Origin of the sequence: Vibrio sp. 10N.286.48.C11 (assembly GCF_041469805.1) — a bacterium.
GTDB lineage: Bacteria > Pseudomonadota > Gammaproteobacteria > Enterobacterales > Vibrionaceae > Vibrio > Vibrio crassostreae_C.
This window is the reverse complement of sequence record NZ_JBFRLK010000053.1, coordinates 17,745-34,512: the sequence shown is the minus strand read 5'-3', so window position 1 is coordinate 34,512 and position 16,768 is coordinate 17,745. Positions and strand designations below refer to the sequence as shown.

The 16,768-nt window shown below is 44.9% G+C and carries 15 protein-coding genes; 7 read left to right on the top strand and 8 right to left on the bottom strand.

All coding sequences use genetic code 11. From position 1 onward, the window contains the following. Positions 1–50: 50 nt before the first annotated feature. The 4 genes from tyrA to AB4209_RS14655 all read right to left on the bottom strand — a co-directional run bounded on the left by tyrA (position 51) and on the right by AB4209_RS14655 (position 4,465). On the bottom strand, positions 51–1,178 hold the full coding sequence (gene tyrA / locus AB4209_RS14670; protein ID WP_017056144.1) for a bifunctional chorismate mutase/prephenate dehydrogenase: 1,128 nt from the start codon (positions 1,176–1,178) through the stop codon (positions 51–53). Positions 1,179–1,295: 117 nt separating this feature from the next. Further along, positions 1,296–2,369, bottom strand: a complete 1,074-nt coding sequence (locus AB4209_RS14665) for a 3-deoxy-7-phosphoheptulonate synthase (RefSeq protein WP_017059354.1) — start codon at positions 2,367–2,369, stop codon at positions 1,296–1,298. A gap of 246 nt (positions 2,370–2,615) precedes the next feature. Beyond that, positions 2,616–3,605 carry a beta-N-acetylhexosaminidase gene (gene nagZ / locus AB4209_RS14660; protein WP_372056309.1) on the bottom strand — a complete coding sequence of 330 codons (990 nt, stop codon included), beginning with the start codon at positions 3,603–3,605 and terminating at the stop codon, positions 2,616–2,618. A gap of 11 nt (positions 3,606–3,616) precedes the next feature. After that, a complete protein-coding gene (locus tag AB4209_RS14655; protein WP_229647447.1) occupies positions 3,617–4,465 on the bottom strand; it encodes a MurR/RpiR family transcriptional regulator in 849 nt (282 codons plus the stop codon). Positions 4,466–4,712: 247 nt separating this feature from the next. Here AB4209_RS14655 and AB4209_RS14650 point away from each other — a divergent pair, with 247 nt between their 5' ends. From AB4209_RS14650 to murQ, 4 genes are read left to right on the top strand one after another with little or no spacing between them, the layout of a single operon-like run. Further along, the gene (locus AB4209_RS14650) at positions 4,713–6,305 is read left to right on the top strand and encodes a sodium:solute symporter (protein WP_229647448.1); all 1,593 of its coding nucleotides are present in this window, start codon (positions 4,713–4,715) and stop codon (positions 6,303–6,305) included. Between the two features lie 3 nt (positions 6,306–6,308). Next, positions 6,309–7,193, top strand: a complete 885-nt coding sequence (locus AB4209_RS14645; protein WP_229647449.1) for a BadF/BadG/BcrA/BcrD ATPase family protein — start codon at positions 6,309–6,311, stop codon at positions 7,191–7,193. Next, complete coding sequence (locus tag AB4209_RS14640; protein WP_372056306.1) at positions 7,190–8,302, top strand: anhydro-N-acetylmuramic acid kinase; 1,113 nt, start codon at positions 7,190–7,192, stop codon at positions 8,300–8,302. The genes AB4209_RS14645 and AB4209_RS14640 overlap by 4 nt, the downstream gene beginning before the upstream one ends. A gap of 45 nt (positions 8,303–8,347) precedes the next feature. Next, a complete protein-coding gene (gene murQ, locus AB4209_RS14635) occupies positions 8,348–9,268 on the top strand; it encodes an N-acetylmuramic acid 6-phosphate etherase (RefSeq protein ID WP_050651903.1) in 921 nt (306 codons plus the stop codon). Between the two features lie 117 nt (positions 9,269–9,385). On the opposite strand, the gene AB4209_RS14630 is transcribed toward murQ, so the two are convergent. Further along, the gene (locus tag AB4209_RS14630; protein WP_017059350.1) at positions 9,386–9,736 is read right to left on the bottom strand and encodes a DUF2799 domain-containing protein; all 351 of its coding nucleotides are present in this window, start codon (positions 9,734–9,736) and stop codon (positions 9,386–9,388) included. Between the two features lie 354 nt (positions 9,737–10,090). Here AB4209_RS14630 and AB4209_RS14625 point away from each other — a divergent pair, with 354 nt between their 5' ends. From AB4209_RS14625 to btsR, 3 genes are all read left to right on the top strand, one after another. Further along, entirely contained in the window at positions 10,091–11,581 is a 1,491-nt protein-coding gene (locus tag AB4209_RS14625; protein WP_372056304.1) for a carbon starvation protein A, read from the top strand. A 264-nt stretch (positions 11,582–11,845) separates the two neighbouring features. After that, complete coding sequence (locus AB4209_RS14620; protein WP_136979477.1) at positions 11,846–13,516, top strand: sensor histidine kinase; 1,671 nt, start codon at positions 11,846–11,848, stop codon at positions 13,514–13,516. Positions 13,517–13,621: 105 nt separating this feature from the next. After that, on the top strand, positions 13,622–14,353 hold the full coding sequence (gene btsR / locus AB4209_RS14615; RefSeq protein WP_055319044.1) for a two-component system response regulator BtsR: 732 nt from the start codon (positions 13,622–13,624) through the stop codon (positions 14,351–14,353). 139 nt (positions 14,354–14,492) lie between these two features. Here the strand turns inward: btsR and ispH are convergent, their stop codons facing one another. The 3 genes from ispH to lspA form a co-directional block, all read right to left on the bottom strand. Further along, a complete protein-coding gene (gene ispH / locus AB4209_RS14610) occupies positions 14,493–15,449 on the bottom strand; it encodes a 4-hydroxy-3-methylbut-2-enyl diphosphate reductase (RefSeq protein ID WP_029235087.1) in 957 nt (318 codons plus the stop codon). Between the two features lie 156 nt (positions 15,450–15,605). Next, entirely contained in the window at positions 15,606–16,037 is a 432-nt protein-coding gene (gene fkpB, locus AB4209_RS14605) for an FKBP-type peptidyl-prolyl cis-trans isomerase (protein ID WP_017059345.1), read from the bottom strand. Positions 16,038–16,186: 149 nt separating this feature from the next. Next, the gene (lspA, locus tag AB4209_RS14600; protein WP_004739521.1) at positions 16,187–16,687 is read right to left on the bottom strand and encodes a signal peptidase II; all 501 of its coding nucleotides are present in this window, start codon (positions 16,685–16,687) and stop codon (positions 16,187–16,189) included. Positions 16,688–16,768: the final 81 nt, after the last annotated feature.

Genomic DNA, 16,768 nt, shown 5'->3' with positions numbered 1-16,768 from the left:
CAAAAAGAGCGACCAAATGGTCGCTCTTTTTTATTTTTCAAACCACACTATTAACCGCGATGAATCGAGTCATGTGCTTGTTTTAACAGGCTTTGGCTCTCTTGTAAAAATTGTTGTGAGTAGTCACCAAACCAATCACTCACTTGGTTGAAGCTCTCAACAAACTTAGCCTTATCTTTGCCATCTAGGATTTCTAACGCTTCTCCGAAACAGCTATGGAAGCGTCGAATCATCTCTATATTCTCATCCGAAGACAGAATGATATCACCGTACAAGTTCGGGTCTTGAGCAAATAGACGACCAACCATCGCAATCTCAAGTCGGTAGATTGGTGAGCTTAGCTTCAGAAGCTGATCAATATTCGGGTTCTCTTTACTCAGGTGTAAGCCGTAAGCAAAAGAGGTGAAGTGACGAAGTGCTTGAATCAAGGTCATGCCGTGATCGTGTTCAGCTGCATCCATCTGGCAAAGGCTCGCGCCCCAAATACCAAATTGATTCAGTAGCCATTGGTAGCTCTCAGAACCACGACCATCACTGTAAACAATCACCTGCTTAGCAAGGCTTGGAACATCAGGACCAAACATTGGGTGCAATCCAACCACTGGGCCTTGGTGCATGTTCATCATTGCTTGTAGAGGTTTAGATTTAATTGACGTCAAATCACATAGAATACAATCGCTTGGTAGATTACCTAGCTTCGCAATCACACCTTCCGTTAGGTGAATTGGAACCGTAACAACCACAAGCCCAGCATTATCTAAGATTTCGTCGGCCTTATCCCAATCTTGGCTGCCAAGGATTTTTACTTCGTAGCCAGACAGTTTGAACATACGACCAAACAAGCCACCAAGTTGACCATTACCACCAACGATAACCACTGAACGTAACTCTGGGTTAAGACACTTAAAGCCAGAATCTTTCTCGCTGGCATAAGACTCACGCATAGTACGACGCAAAATATCTTCGATTAACTGTGGTGGAACCCCTATTTTCTCAGCTTCTTGACGACGAGATGCCAGCATCGCAGCTTCACGCTCTGGTACATAAATAGGTAAACCATGTTCACTTTTTACTTCGCCTACTTTCTCTACTAGAGCAAGGCGTTGAGCCAGTAAATCCAACATTTGTTTATCGACAGCATCGATTTGGTCGCGTAATTCGTTCAGTTCAACGGCCATTTTATTCCTTACTAATCTATAAGCCCGTGCCAATCTATAAGCCCACAATCATGCAGGTTCGCTAGCAACAGATCTTAAAATGCCTCATTAGATGAGGCACTTAAATTTAAACTCTGACTAACCTTTCAAGCGGTTCTCTAAGAACGGGACTAATTCCGTATGTGCATGTTTTAATAGTGCCTCAGTTGAATCCCAATTGATACACGCGTCGGTAATAGAAACGCCGTATTTCATCTCATTGAGAGGTATATCCGAAGATTGGTTTCCTTCGTTAATATGGCTTTCAATCATCAGGCCGATAATCGACTTGTTGCCTTCACGAATTTGGTGAATCACATCTTCTGCAACTAAAGGTTGGCGACGGAAATCTTTACGAGAGTTCGCGTGGCTACAGTCGACCATTAGCGCTGCCTCTAAACCAGATTTACCCAGCTCTTGCTCACATTCGTGTACCGATACTGAATCGTAGTTCGTCTGCTTACCGCCACGTAAAATCACGTGACCATTTGGGTTACCTTGCGTTGTTAGTAGTGCAACCTGACCTTCGCGGCTGATACCCATGAAACGGTGGCTAGAAGAAGCCGCCTGCATTGCGTTGATTGCAGTGCCTAGGTTGCCATCGGTGCCGTTTTTAAAACCGATTGGCATTGAAAGACCACTTGCCATCTCACGGTGAGTTTGAGATTCAGTCGTACGAGCGCCAATAGCCGCCCAGCTGAAGGTATCTGCTAGGTATTGCGGGCTAATTGGGTCTAATGCTTCAGTCGCTAGTGGGATTTCCATCTCAGCGAGTTCAACAAGTAGTTCACGACCAACATGCAGACCATGCTCAATATCGAAAGTGCCGTCTAGATGTGGGTCATTGATCAAACCTTTCCAACCGACAGTGGTACGAGGTTTCTCAAAGTAAACACGCATAACAATATACAGTTGATCGCTAAGTTGCTCAGATAAGGCTTTTAGGCGTTTCGCGTACTCTTTCGCAGCTTCAATGTCATGGATAGAACATGGGCCACATACAACAAGCATGCGATGATCTTTCTTATGAATGATGTTTGCGATAGTTTGACGAGACTCTTGAATGAAACGACGAGCATTATCACTCAAAGGCAGTTTTGCTTTTAACTCCTCAGGAGTAATCAGTACCTGTTCGTCGATGATATTGACATTGCTTAATTCACTTTTCTGCATAACTCAACCTGTATATTTATTTTTACACCCAACATTTCCATTTGGGCTAACAATCTTTAAAAACACAATAACATCTAAAAAAACGATTGCAAGTGTAAACAATAAAAAACATTAACTGTAAATTTTATATTACACATTGAATTTAGCTCACTCTAAGAGATAAATAGGTTTAAACCATGGATCACACATACAAAAAAGGCGATATTTATCATATCGCCTTATCTAAAATTATTATGTGTTTATTTATCACTCACTGCCTAGCATTCGCTTAATCGTCTCTGAGGTCTCTTTCCACCGACTATCCGAGTGAAGCGTCGATAAATCGAAGCTGTGTTTTTTAAGCAATGAGTTAGCTAAAGGCACCTCTTGAATCGTTAAGTTGTCCAGAGCCTCTATTTGTGCATCTCGTTTATTACACATCAGCACCATGTCACAGCCCGCACTTAAGGCCGCTTTCGCTCTGTCTGCCGGCCCCCCCATAATGGCAGCTCCTTCCATCGTTAAATCATCAGAGAACACCAAGCCTTTAAACCCAAGCTGCTGCTTCAATACTTTCTGCAGCCAATACTGTGAACCGCTCGCAGGTTGATCATCATAGTGAGAGAAAACCACGTGAGCTGGCATCATGGCATCCAATATTCCAGCTTCAATTTGCGCCTTGAAGATTGCCATGTCTGTTTCAAAGATGTCGTCTCTAGGGTCATATGGCGTCTCTAAGTGTGAGTCAGCAATCACGCCACCGTGTCCAGGGAAGTGCTTGCCTGTCGTCGCCATGCCAACCGACTTCATGCCTTTGATGAAAGCGCTGCTATGACGAACAATAGTATCAATATCTTCGCCAAACGCTCGGCTACCAATCGCTTTACAGTCATGGCCTTTGTCTAATACTGGCGCAAAGCTCAGATCGATATCGTGGGCAATCAATTCTGCCGCCATCAGCCAGCCAGCCTGTTCTGCTAAATGTTCACCGTTATTCTTAGTCGCAAATTCCTGAGCAGCAGGAATAATTGAAAAGCCGTCACGAAAACGCTGAACTCGACCACCTTCTTGGTCAACACCAATCAAAATAGGACGTTTCGCTACCTTACGAATTTCTTTGTTTAACGCCGATAACTGTTTGCTATCGTGGTAGTTTCGAGCAAATAAGATGAGACCACCAACAGTTGGGTGATCTAAAATTTCTCTGTCTTCAGCTGTCAGCTCGTAGCCTGCAATATCAACCCACAACGGTCCCATAAAATTTCCTTCTATTGCTTAAATTCCGCTACTGCAGATTTACTTTGTTCAATTAATTGGTCGGCCTGCTCTTCCTGCTGAGTTAACGCAATGAACAACAAGTCAGTAATAAAAAGTTGGCTATCACGCGCGGTGATAGATGAGCTTCGAATATGATTTTCGTCTGCCGCCGAGATGAGTTTGATATCAGCGTATTTATCTAAAGCAGAAGGGGATAGCTGGCTTACTACAATCACCTTGGCCTTTTTCGATCTAGCTAACTGGGCAACCTTCACCACTTCTCTGGTGTTTCCTGAATAGGAAATTGCAACCAACACATCATTTTCAGAAAGAGACGCAGCATTAGCAATCTGAATGTGAGCATCCTGCTCTGCATTAACAGCATGACCTATTTTCATCAGCTTATAAGCGAAATCTTTCGCAACCAGAGACGATGCTCCCACCCCAGAAATCTGTACTTTATTAGCAAGATGCAGCAAATCAGCAGCATTGCTTAACTGTTCGCCTTCATTTAATAACACGGTACGCTCAAGCGATTGTGTTTTACTTGCAAGAAGTTTGTCCATCACCGTATCTGGCGGATCTTTTCTGGTGATGGTCCCATGGATCCCGCGCTGGGATACAGGCTGATAAGTCATATCACTCTGATAGAGCTTCATCTTCATCTCAGAAAACCCTTTGTAGCCGAGTTTCTGACTAAACTTTACGATCGTCGATTGGCTTACACCTACCGCTTTAGCCAACTCAGGAGAGGAGAGTTGCTTAACTTGTTGTGGGTGATCCAAGACGTAACGAGCCACCAGCGAATCCGATGGAGAGAGTTTTGGTAATAATGCTTTAACTTTCGCAATGCCTTTCATTAAGCGTCCTTCCCCTTCCCTCTGACCGTACCTCGTTATCATAACGAGTTTTGTATTTTCATTGGAATAATTATTCCTTCATATTCTGCTGTTTGGAATAGCTGCCACAACCTTCTGGGATCATTATCAAAGAAAACCATTGGTCACTATTCCACCAAGGAATAGATTTTGAAACTCATTATTCAAACTGACATTCTGAAAAAATAATAATAAACACCCTCTACCCTATTCATGCTACGGAGCTGCTATGAATTCACTATTTACTTTGCTGGACTGGGCGGTATTTGCGGTTTACTTCGCTGTTATCGCTTTTACAGGCTGGCACTTCAGCCGAACCAAAATCACGAGCACCAAAGACTATTTCTTAGGCGGTAACTCGATGCCAATGTGGGTTGTTGCCATCTCGGTATTGGCGACCTCGCAATCAGCAGCGACGTTCTTAGGCGGACCAGAATCTAGCTACCGTGGCGATCTCACTTACCTAGCGACCAACATCGGTGGAATTATTGGTGCTGTCTTTGTCGCATTAGTACTGATACCTCGCTTCTACAAAAACAAAGTCTCTACCGTGTACGAACTGCTGAAAGTTCGTTTTGGCGAGAAAACAAAACAGCGCGCGGGTGTAATGTACTTAGTCGGTCGTGTATTTGCTTCAGGTGCTCGCCTATACATGGCCGCTATCGCAGTCTCCATGATTCTATTTACCAACATTGACCCAAGCAGCGTAGTTACTTCAGTGGTTATTCTCGTTGCTGTTGGCCTTGCTTATACCTACATGGGTGGCATTCGTTCCGTTATCTGGAGCGACCTAATTCAGCTTGTGGTTTATGTCGGTGCAGCCATTGCTGTGATCATCTATTTATTGGGACAAATTCCAGCTGATTTCAACCAAATTGCTCAGGTACTGGCTAACCCTGGTGAAGGCCAAGCTTCGAAACTGACCTTATTAGATTTTAACCTCGACTTTAGCCCTGCTGGCACCTTCAGCTTTTGGGCATGTATCACAGGATTCGTGCTATTAAACATTGGTGCATTTGGCCTTGATCAGGACATGACTCAACGTGTTTTGACTTGTAAAGATGCTAAGCAAGGTTCAAAGGCGATGATTAACTCAATCATCTTCTCTATCCCAGTTGTGCTTGTATTTATGTCAATTGGCCTACTCTTGTATGTCTTCTACCAAAGACCAGAACTGATGGGTGTTGAAGGTAAAGAAGTTGTTCAAAACTTCAATGGCGAAAACGTCACGATCTTCATGTACTACGTGCTAAATGAAATGCCTGCTGGTCTTCGTGGCTTAGTGACAGTTGGTGTTGTTGCTGCAGCGCTATCGACACTAAACTCTGGCTTAAACTCGATGTCTTCAGTTGCGGTACAAGACATTTACAAGCCTTGGTTAGAAGCTCGTAAGGGAGAACAAGATGACTTCCATTATGTAAAAGCAGGCCGCTTCGGTATGGCCGCTGCTGCGCTGGCCTTAGGTAGCATGGGTATCTTGTGTTACTACTGGCAGCAATACACCGACATGCCGTTATTATCGTTCGCTTTGAGTGTGATGGTGTTTGCTTATACCGGGTTATTGGGTGTCTACTTCACGGCCATTTTCACTGAGCGCGGCAACGAGACTTCTGTCGCTTTAGCTCTAGTGGCAGGCTTCTTAACAACATTACTGATGCAAGCTTATGTGTGGGACAGTGTGATGGGCGTGATTAACGCGGATTGGGTGGGTATTCGATTAGCCTTCCCGTATCAACTCTGTGTGGGCACGTTTGTATCATTAATTGTGTGCCTTGCAGGTAAGAAGCAAACTCAAGAAGTTAATAAACTACAAACTGTTTAGCCAATGATTACCCATACTTTGGCAGTCGATGGCGGTGGCACTAAAACCGCCATTAGACTGAAGCGAATATTACCAACACTAAGTGTCATCGAAGAGTGTATTTTACCTGCGACATCATTGACCTTATATGGTGGATCTGCGATCACTCAACTTACTCATTATATTGATGAAATGTTGAGTGTGAATCAGATAAAATCACAACAGTGCTATATTGTGGTTGGCGTTGCGGGCGTAGGAAACTTAGATTTAAAAGCCAAACTGCAATCGGCGTTAACCCATTGCCCGCACCTGTATGTAACAACTGATGCAGAAGCGTCAGTATTTGGTGCTAATTCAGGACAAGGTGTTAACTGTATTGCGATTGGCACAGGTTCCGTTGCGATTCAATTGGACACACAACAAAAGACTCATCAAGTTGGTGGTTGGGGTTTCCCAATTGGTGACCAAGGTGGTGGCGCTTGGCTTGGTTTTCGAGCTGTTCAACAAACTCTCGTTGAATTAGATAACAAGCGCACTTCTTTAACGAATCAACTTGTAATGCGAAAAACAGGCAACGAACGCAGCCAAATTCTACGGTGGATTGGCGAAGCTAACGCGACCGATTACGCCCAATTTGCACGAGAGATCGTTGATATAGAGCAGCGCTGCTCAACGGCAAGTGCCATATTAAAACAAGGTATTGAAGAAATAGAGAAGCTCACACGAGTATGCTCAGACTATAACTCATTACCGATTATTTTCTTAGGCAGTTTAGGGCAGTTCTATCACCCTAGGCTTTCCCAAGAACTCCAAGTTCGTACCTTAAATATTCAAGGTAATGCTCTGGATGGCGCAGAAGTCATCGCAAGCCAAAAGATCCGGCAGCTTAATTTAGGAAGTGAACAATGAAATCAGAGTTATACATTGGCGTGATGTCAGGGACGAGTATGGACGGTGTTGATACTGCCTTAGTGTCGATTGAAGATACACGTATAATATTGCTTGCTCATGATGAGTTCCCAATGCCTGATGATCTCAAAGCGCGTCTACTTGAAGTCTGTATTGGTCAGAAAACCGATTTGATTGCCATTGGCGAACTCGACCACCAGCTTGGCCATCTGTTTGCTGATGCGGTTCTGCAACTTCTCGAAAAGTCAGGCACACCAGCACCTTCTGTAACTGCGATAGGTAATCATGGTCAAACAGTGTTCCACCAGCCAACAGGCGATTCGCCATTTACCATGCAGTTGGGTGATGCCAACATCATTGCCGCTAAAACACAGATTCAAACGGTTGCCGATTTTCGACGTAAAGACATGGCATTAGGCGGACAAGGTGCGCCATTAGTCCCCGCCTTCCACCATACGATTTTCCAGCCGCAAGACAGCTCGGTTGTGGTGTTGAATATTGGTGGTATCTCGAATATTTCAGTGCTGCGCCCTAATCAGCCAACGCTTGGTTATGATACAGGTCCGGGCAATATGTTGATGGACGCTTGGGTTGATAAACACACGGGTGAGAAGTTTGACCGTGATGCGCAATTTGCGCTTAAAGGTCAACTCAATCAAGCTTTACTCGAACAGTTGTTAAATGAGTCTTATCTATCTCAAATGCCACCGAAAAGTACTGGTAGAGAACTATTCAACCTACCTTGGCTAGAGCAACAATTAGCAGAATTTAAAGATCTTGCAGTAGAAGATGTTCAGCGCACGCTTTGTGAATACACCGCATTGACGATAGCCAATGAAGTGGAGACTTATCGCTTAGGTAACCAACCTGCACTGTATGTGTGTGGTGGTGGTACAAGAAACCCATTGTTGATGAAGAGACTGTCTGAATTGCTTCCAAGTTGGGAGGTTGACTCAACCACCAGTAAAGGCGTGGATGCCGATTACATGGAAGCAATGGCCTTTGCGTGGCTTGCTCAGCGTCATGTTCATAAACTGCCAAGCAATTTACCAGAAGTGACTGGCGCAAGCAGAGCGGCCTCTCTAGGCGTTCTCTATCGAGCTGACTAAACAACTTTAGAACCATAATTTTAGAATCACCATTTAAGGATCATTATGAGTAACGACGCTCTCATATCAGCGCTCTCGCACCTCGTTTCGGAGGGGAGAAACCCTGACACTATGGATATTGATCTGCTCACCTCTCTCGAAGTGGTTGAAAAGATTAACCAACAAGACAAACAAGTCCCACTGGCGATTGAAGCGGAACTGCCACAGATCGCGAAAGCGGTCGATAAAATTGCTCATGCCTTTCAAAACGGTGGTCGACTGATTTATATGGGCGCAGGCACCAGTGGTCGATTAGGTGTGTTAGACGCCTCAGAATGCCCACCGACTTTCGGTGTTTCGGACAAAATGGTTATCGGCTTAATTGCAGGCGGACCAGAGGCGATTTTAAAAGCCAAAGAAGGTGCAGAAGACTCGCTAACTCTCGGCATTGAAGATCTGAAAGCGATTCAGTTTTCAGAAAATGATGTCGTGGTAGGTATTGCTGCGAGCGGGCGCACACCTTACGTGATTGGTGCACTCAACTATGCCAATCAGCTTGGCGCAGTAACGGTTGCATTATCTTGTAACCCTGACTCTCCAATTGCTGAAATCGCTCAAATCGCAATTAGCCCGGTGGTTGGCCCAGAAGCATTGACTGGTTCAACACGACTCAAATCAGGTACAGCACAAAAGCTGGTGCTTAATATGCTGACCACTGCCAGCATGATTCGCATTGGTAAGAGCTACCAAAACCTTATGGTCGACGTAAAAGCGACCAATGAAAAGTTGGTTGCCCGCGCCGCTCGTATCGTTATCCAAGCAACGGAGTGCGATAAAGCACTGGCGGTGTCGACACTTAAAGCGACTGATTACGATGTGAAGTTATCTATTTTGATGATTCTAACAGGGCTAGATTTAGAGTTAGCCAAGGCTCAGCTTGATAAGCAAAATGGCTTCTTGAGAAAAGCCGTCGAGAATAATCAGTAATCTTAATTTGGCTTGTAGCTTCTCATTTAGACAGCTACTTCAACGACATACAAAAAGACCAGCACACACGCGGTACTGGTCTTTTTTTAGTTTTAATTTTTTATGGCTAGCTTGGGCTTAATAGTCGTTTGAGAACTCGTCCCAGCCGCGTTGCCATTCCATACGGAAACGTTGAGCGTCTTCCGTACCAGAACACACACCTTCATACACCTGACCAGATAAACCAATCTGATAAGCATGGTTCGGATTACAATATTCAGTCACACCTAGGTGATAACCTTCTGTGTAACTCGCTTGATCGACTGCGCCAAGCTCAGTCATCTCTGAATACGAACGCTGAGTGTGGCCTTTGATACCATCACGATAGCCAATCTCTTGCCAATTGCCTTCAGCTGCTAAATCTTGAACATTGGCGCTGCATCCTGCAAGGCTAAATGCCACGGCGAATAGTACGATTATTTTTTTCATTTCAATCCTTTATATTGTTACTTCACCACTTTCTGACGAAGCGCTGCCTTTGTGGTGATTCTCCGCTGAACGCCTATCGATGTCCACTTATTGTCTAATGTTCGCCACTTTAGGTTCATTCCGACCACTCAGAATCAATAGTCGCCGTTAAGCCAACTCAAACAACCTCTCTATAGAGCTAATAGGCCTCTCGATAGAAATATCGGCCACTCAGCACAGTGAACAAACCACTAAATCAGTTATAACACCGCTAAATTGGCTATTCGACCACTCACTCTCGTAGCGGAAGTTTCTTCTCATCGACTCCTTTAATATACACCCTGACTTAATTAATACATTCAGGGATAACAAATTATGATGTGGTTTCTTACCTGTGTCGCAGCACTCATTGGTGGCTACTTTATTTACGGTACCTTTATCGAGAAGATTTTCGGTATCAATGAAAAACGCCAAACACCTGCTCACACTAAGCAAGACGGCGTGGACTTCGTTCCAATGTCGACGCCAAAGGTTTACCTAGTTCAACTGCTTAACATTGCAGGTGTAGGTCCAATCTTCGGCCCTATCATGGGTGCCCTTTACGGCCCAGCAGCAATGCTTTGGATCGTGCTAGGTTGTATCTTCGCAGGTGCCGTACACGACTACTTCTCAGGTATGTTATCTATCCGCAATGGTGGTGCTTCGGTTCCAACTATCACTGGACGCTACCTAGGCAATGGCGCAAAACACTTTATGAACATCTTTGCCATTGTTCTACTGCTTCTTGTTGGTGTGGTATTCGTTTCTGCTCCAGCAGGTATGATCACTAACCTAGTGAACGACCAAACTGATTTCGTAATGTCTACGAGCACCATGGTTGTCATCATCTTTGCTTACTACATCATCGCAACGATTGTCCCTGTCGATAAAATCATTGGTCGCTTCTACCCACTGTTCGGTGCACTGCTTATCTTTATGTCTGTTGGCCTAATCACTGCGATTGGTCTATCTGACGAGCACCAAATCATGGGTGGCTTCGAGATGAAAGACATGTTCACTAACATGAACCCTAACGATCTACCGCTTTGGCCTGCTCTATTTATCACCATCGCTTGTGGTGCTATCTCTGGCTTCCACGCAACTCAGTCTCCACTAATGGCGCGTTGCATGGAAAACGAGAAAAACGGCCGCTTCGTATTCTACGGTGCAATGATTGGTGAAGGCATCATCGCTCTAATCTGGTGTGCGCTTGCTCTGTCATTCTTCGGTTCAGTTGAATCTCTATCTGACGCGATTGCAAACGGCGGCCCTGGTAACGTGGTATACAGCGCTTCATTTGGCCTACTGGGTGTATTTGGCGGTATCCTTGCTTTCCTTGGCGTGGTTATCCTACCTATCACTTCTGGTGACACAGCGTTCCGTTCAAGCCGTCTTATCCTTGCTGAATACTTCAACATGGAACAGAAAACACTGCGTAACCGACTACTAATGGCGTTACCACTGTTCGTTATCGGTGGCATCCTGACTCAAGTAGATTTCGGTATCATCTGGCGCTACTTCGGTTTTGCTAACCAATCAACAGCAGTCATGATGCTATGGACAGCTTCGGCTTACCTACTTCGTCACAATAAACTGCACTGGGTAACAACGGTTCCAGCTGTGTTCATGACATCTGTGTGTATCACATTCATCCTGAACAACAGCCAACTGGGCTTTGGTCTACCAATGCAAATCTCAACCATCATTGGTGTGGTGAGTGCGCTAGGTGTTGCGGCTTACGTTATTAAAATTTCAAAAGGCAAAGGCGATATCGACCTAGCTGATGAAGAAGAGAAAGAAGCAAAAGGCGTTACCAAAACAGCCTAGTTCTTTAAGGCTCTTGGGAACAAGAGACCAATCTTCAGAGAAAGAGACAAAAGAACAGCCAAACACAACTTCGCTTGCTCCCGTAATCACTCAGTGATTCGTGGAACCTAAGACTAAAGCCCGTCCACTGTGATGGGCTTTATTGTTTGTAGGCGTTAGTGCTTTCGACTCTGGGAAGCGAATATAGGCTACTAAAACACAAGCAAAGCTACCGTTACCAAGCAATGAGCTTTACACTTAACAAGCGTCTCAATAGGTGAAAATATGGAACTCATTCTCTCTCTGCTGCAACAAACCTGCGTCTACTTAGTGATTGCTTACATGCTGAGTAAAACCCCACTGATTCTCCCTTTGTTGAGCATCTCTTCACGCTTAGGCCATAAGATCAGCTGCTACGTTCTGTTCTCCCTATTCTGTATTATGGGCACCTATTTCGGACTGCAAATCAATGATGCCATCGCCAACACGCGAGCGATGGGCGCGGTAATGGGCGGTTTGTTTGGTGGTCCTGTCGTTGGCTTTGCGGTCGGCTTTACTGGCGGGATTCATCGCTATTCATTGGGTGGATTTACGGACTTAGCTTGTGCTATCTCAACGACAGCAGAAGGCTTGATTGGTGGCCTGCTGCATGTGTACTTAGTCAGAAAGAACAAAGCCAGTCAGCTGTTTAATCCGCTGGTAGTGTTCTCTGTCACCCTATTTGCAGAAATTATTCAAATGTTGATTCTGCTCGCAGTCGCCAAACCCTACGAACAATCCTATGCTCTGGTCTCCGATATTGCGGCGCCAATGATCATCGCTAACTCGGTCGGTGCAGCACTGTTCATGAGCATCATCCAAGACAGAAAAACCATCTTCGAAAAGTACTCGGCTACCTTCTCACGCCGCGCACTGACCATTGCCGAACGTTCGGTGGGTATTTTGCATGGTGGGTTCAATTCCGATAACGCACAAAAAATCGTACGTATCGTTTATGAAGAGACCAACGTAGGGGCGGTAGCGATTACCGACCGAGAGAAAATCCTCGCGTTCGTTGGTATTGGTGATGAACACCATATTCCGAACACCCCGATTTCATCGCAAAGCACGCTCACTTCGATGGAACAGAACGACATCATCTACCTTGATGGCAAAGAGAACCCATACCAATGCTCCTTGTCGCAGGATTGTAAATTGGGTTCTGCGTTGATTATTCCATTGCGCGCGGGTAACGAAGTGGTCGGCACCATCAAGCTCTATGAGCCAAAGCTGAAACTATTCTCAACTATCAATATGTCGATGGGTGAAGGTATCGCTCAGCTATTGTCGAGCCAGATCCTATTCAGCAACTATCAGCAGCAGCAAACGCTGCTGACACAAGCGGAAATCAAACTGCTGCACGCTCAAGTGAATCCACACTTCTTGTTCAATGCGCTTAACACCATCAGCGCAGTAACACGTCGTGATCCAGATAAAGCTCGAGAGTTGATTCAGCACCTGTCTCACTTCTTTAGAAGCAACCTAAAGCAGAACATCAATACCGTGAAGCTCAAAGACGAACTGGCACACGTCAACGCTTACCTGACCATAGAGAAAGCACGCTTTACCGATCGACTAGAAGTGGAATGGGATATCGACCCGCAGTTATATGAATCTCAATTGCCGAGCTTTACCCTGCAACCGCTGGTAGAAAACGCCATCAAACATGGGATATCTAATATGTTGGAAGGCGGTAAAGTAAAGATCTCTAGCGAGGCTTTCGAGGGTGGGTTCAAGTTAACCGTTGAAGACAATGCAGGTAATTATCAGAAGCCATCTCAAGATCATGTAGGATTAGGGATGGAAATTGTTGATAAACGACTCACTAATTTCTTTGGACAAGATTCAGCACTAAAAATAGAATCTCAACCACAGCAATTTACTCGAATGAGCTTTATCATACCTATACTCAAATAATGGTATTTTCGGAGACGGATCGCTCCGAGTTGAAACATTTAGAAGCAGACATTTAAAAGATAAGCGTGAACCAAGCAGGGATAGAACCAAGATGAAGATTGTAGGATGTTAAAGGCACTAGTTATCGATGATGAGCTTTTTGCTCGCGAAGAGCTGATTGAGCTGCTGACCGAAACCGGAGAAGTGGAAGTCATTGGCCAAGCGAGTAATGCAATTGAAGGGCTAAAGCAAATCAACCTTCTCAAGCCTGACGTGGTGTATTTGGACATTCAAATGCCTCAGGTTACTGGGATTGAATTGCTGAGCATGCTTGACCCGGAAACCATGCCTTATGTGGTGTTTGTGACCGCCTACGATCAATATGCGATTCAAGCCTTTGAAGACAATGCCTTTGACTACCTACTCAAACCCGTCGAACCTTGTCGATTAAACAAGAGTGTTTGCCGTCTGAATAAGGTCATCAAGCAGAATCAGAAAGCGCCAGCACAAGACATCTCTGCGATTGCTCCCTGCCACTTAGAGCAGATTCCGTGTATTGGTCATAACCGCATTGTGATCATGGCAAGCCAAACGGTTGAATGCGCCTATTCTGATATCAGTGGCGTGCATGTTCGTAGCTCATCACAAACAGCAACCTCGCAACTAACGCTTAAGATCTTGGAAGAAAAGACCGATTTGATCCGCTGTCATCGACAGTATTTGATCAACATAAAATCGATCCAAGAGATCAAACTGCTAGAAAATGGATTAGCAGAGATCATTACCCTGACTGGCTTTGAAGTCCCGGTGAGTCGTCGTTATTTAAAGACTTTAAAAGAGCAACTCGGTCTCCAGTAACGCGTTAGAATTAGACGCCTTGTTCCAAAGCACGATCAAAAAAGCCAACGTATCAACGTTGGCTTCCTGCTGTTTACAAATCAATAGTGTTTGCAAATCGATAGTGTTACGCATCGATCTTGTCACCAATCAATAGAGATTAGTCGACTTGCTTAATCTGTAGCTCTTTTGGTACTTCAAAGAACATGTTCTCTTCACGACCTTGAATCTCTTCAACGTCAGTCGCACCTAGCTCACGAATACGATCTAGAATTTGGTTTACCAGCTCTTCAGGAGCAGAAGCACCGGCTGTTACACCGATTTTCTTTTTCCCTTCAACCCACTCGGTTTGAATGTCTTCAGGACAGTCAGTTAGGTAGCCTGGTGTGCCTAGTTTCTCAGCTAGCTCTTTTAAACGAGTTGAATTCGATGAGTTCTTAGAACCAACCACTATCACCACATCAACGTCATTCGCCATCTCACGCACAGCGTCTTGACGGTTTTGAGTCGCGTAACAGATGTCGTCTTTACGTGGGCCTTGAATCTCAGGGAACACTCGACGTAGCTCTTCAATCACATCTGCAGTTTCATCTACTGATAGCGTAGTTTGGCTAACATAGTGCAGGTTACTTGGATCATTCACCACGAGGTTCTGTACGTCCTCTGGTCTTTCAACCAAGTACATACCACCAGTTTGGCTCGCGTACTGACCCATAGTGCCTTCCACTTCAGGGTGACCTGCGTGGCCAATCAGTACCACTTCCATATGTTTGCGGCTCGCACGAGCAACCTCCATATGAACTTTAGTCACCAAAGGACACGTCGCATCAAATACCGTTAACTCACGCTCTTTCGCTTCTTTACGAACCGCTTGAGAAACACCGTGAGCCGAAAAGATCACGATGTTGTCGTCTGGCACCTCACTCAGTTCTTCGACAAAAATAGCACCACGCTGCTTGAGCCCCTCAACAACAAAGCGGTTGTGTACCACTTCATGGCGAACATAGATCGGTGGCTGATACATTTCGAGTGCACGCTCTACGATGCTGATCGCACGATCGACACCGGCACAAAAGCCACGAGGGTTAGCTAACATTATTTTCATTTCATTGCTCATCATTTACCGCGGTACTAAGGTTGCTTCTATAGAGTTCGCCGTCAGCGAGGTTCGCATTCTACAGTGAAGCGTCTAGACAGTGAAGCTCTGGGTGAGATCACAGCTGTAAGGCTATCTTATTCTAGCGTGAAGACAGCTATTCTAACGTTAAGAGAGTTATTCTACCGTTAAGATATTGACGTCAAAGCTAACGTCTTGACCAGCGAGTGGGTGATTAAAATCAACCGTCACTGAATCACCTGCGATCTCAGTAATAATACCTGGAATTTCCATACCGTCAGGACCTGAAAATGCCATGATAGTGCCCACTTCAACTTCAGAGTCGCCAACAAACTTAGCACGATCCATATAGTGAATATGATCTGGGTTTGGCATACCAAACGCGTCTTCCGCCTTCAGTTCGATAGACTTTTCAGTGCCGGCTTCAAGTCCAAGTAAGCACGCTTCAAAGTTCTCACTTAGGCTGCCATCACCCATGACGAACTTCGCTGGTTTGCCCATGTTCTCCGTACTATCGGCAACTGAACCATCCTTCATTTTAATCGTAAAATGTAGAGTTACTGCTGAATCATTTTTAATTGCTGCCACGTTACTTTCCTTAGACTTCTTTATTATTTGAGGATGCGCTGTGCTTTGCTTCCTTGTTGACTGAAGCATAAAAAAAAGCGCCGTCGGAATCAACCGACAGCGCTTAGGGCTATTCTATTCTGTGAGTCATAGACTGACTTTGAAGCAAGCTATTTGCTTTCGTCTTTCTTACGGAAACCATCTAAGATGATCATCGCAGCACCGATACAGATTCCCATATCCGCTAAGTTAAATGCAGGCCAGTGGTAAGTGCCCCAGTAGAAGTCTAAGTAATCGACAACAAAGCCATGTACGACTCGGTCAAACACATTACCTACTGCACCACCAATGATGATCGCATAAGCAATGTTATTCCACTTCTCTGTTGCTGGTAGTTTGCTCATCCAGTACGTCAGCATACCTGTTACCGCAAATGCGATACCCGTAAATAACCAACGCTGCCAACCACTTTGATCACTCAAGAAGCTAAACGCTGCACCGTAGTTATGCACGTACAAAAAGTTAAAGAATGGCAGCACCTCAATACGGTTTGCCCAACCATAACCCATATTGTCCATGACAAAGAGTTTAATGCCGATATCAGCCAAGAAGACCAATAGAGCCAGCCATAACCAACGTACACCAGATTGTTTTAACGAAACTTCACTCATTTCTATTCCTAGTATTTACGAAGTTGGTATTCATTGTTAGTCACCTTACGTGACCTTGATTACCAACTTGGTTAAACACAT

What these genes read in the sequence shown, in the direction of transcription:
- tyrA (WP_017056144.1), bottom strand. Translation starts at nt 1,178, where the DNA reads ATGGCCGTTGAACTGAACGAATTACGCGACCAAATCGATGCTGTCGAT.
- AB4209_RS14665 (WP_017059354.1), bottom strand. Translation starts at nt 2,369, where the DNA reads ATGCAGAAAAGTGAATTAAGCAATGTCAATATCATCGACGAACAGGTA.
- nagZ (WP_372056309.1), bottom strand. Translation starts at nt 3,605, where the DNA reads ATGGGACCGTTGTGGGTTGATATTGCAGGCTACGAGCTGACAGCTGAA.
- AB4209_RS14655 (WP_229647447.1), bottom strand. Translation starts at nt 4,465, where the DNA reads ATGAAAGGCATTGCGAAAGTTAAAGCATTATTACCAAAACTCTCTCCA.
- AB4209_RS14650 (WP_229647448.1), top strand. Translation starts at nt 4,713, where the DNA reads ATGAATTCACTATTTACTTTGCTGGACTGGGCGGTATTTGCGGTTTAC.
- AB4209_RS14645 (WP_229647449.1), top strand. Translation starts at nt 6,309, where the DNA reads ATGATTACCCATACTTTGGCAGTCGATGGCGGTGGCACTAAAACCGCC.
- AB4209_RS14640 (WP_372056306.1), top strand. Translation starts at nt 7,190, where the DNA reads ATGAAATCAGAGTTATACATTGGCGTGATGTCAGGGACGAGTATGGAC.
- murQ (WP_050651903.1), top strand. Translation starts at nt 8,348, where the DNA reads ATGAGTAACGACGCTCTCATATCAGCGCTCTCGCACCTCGTTTCGGAG.
- AB4209_RS14630 (WP_017059350.1), bottom strand. Translation starts at nt 9,736, where the DNA reads ATGAAAAAAATAATCGTACTATTCGCCGTGGCATTTAGCCTTGCAGGA.
- AB4209_RS14625 (WP_372056304.1), top strand. Translation starts at nt 10,091, where the DNA reads ATGATGTGGTTTCTTACCTGTGTCGCAGCACTCATTGGTGGCTACTTT.
- AB4209_RS14620 (WP_136979477.1), top strand. Translation starts at nt 11,846, where the DNA reads ATGGAACTCATTCTCTCTCTGCTGCAACAAACCTGCGTCTACTTAGTG.
- btsR (WP_055319044.1), top strand. Translation starts at nt 13,622, where the DNA reads ATGTTAAAGGCACTAGTTATCGATGATGAGCTTTTTGCTCGCGAAGAG.
- ispH (WP_029235087.1), bottom strand. Translation starts at nt 15,449, where the DNA reads ATGAGCAATGAAATGAAAATAATGTTAGCTAACCCTCGTGGCTTTTGT.
- lspA (WP_004739521.1), bottom strand. Translation starts at nt 16,687, where the DNA reads ATGAGTGAAGTTTCGTTAAAACAATCTGGTGTACGTTGGTTATGGCTG.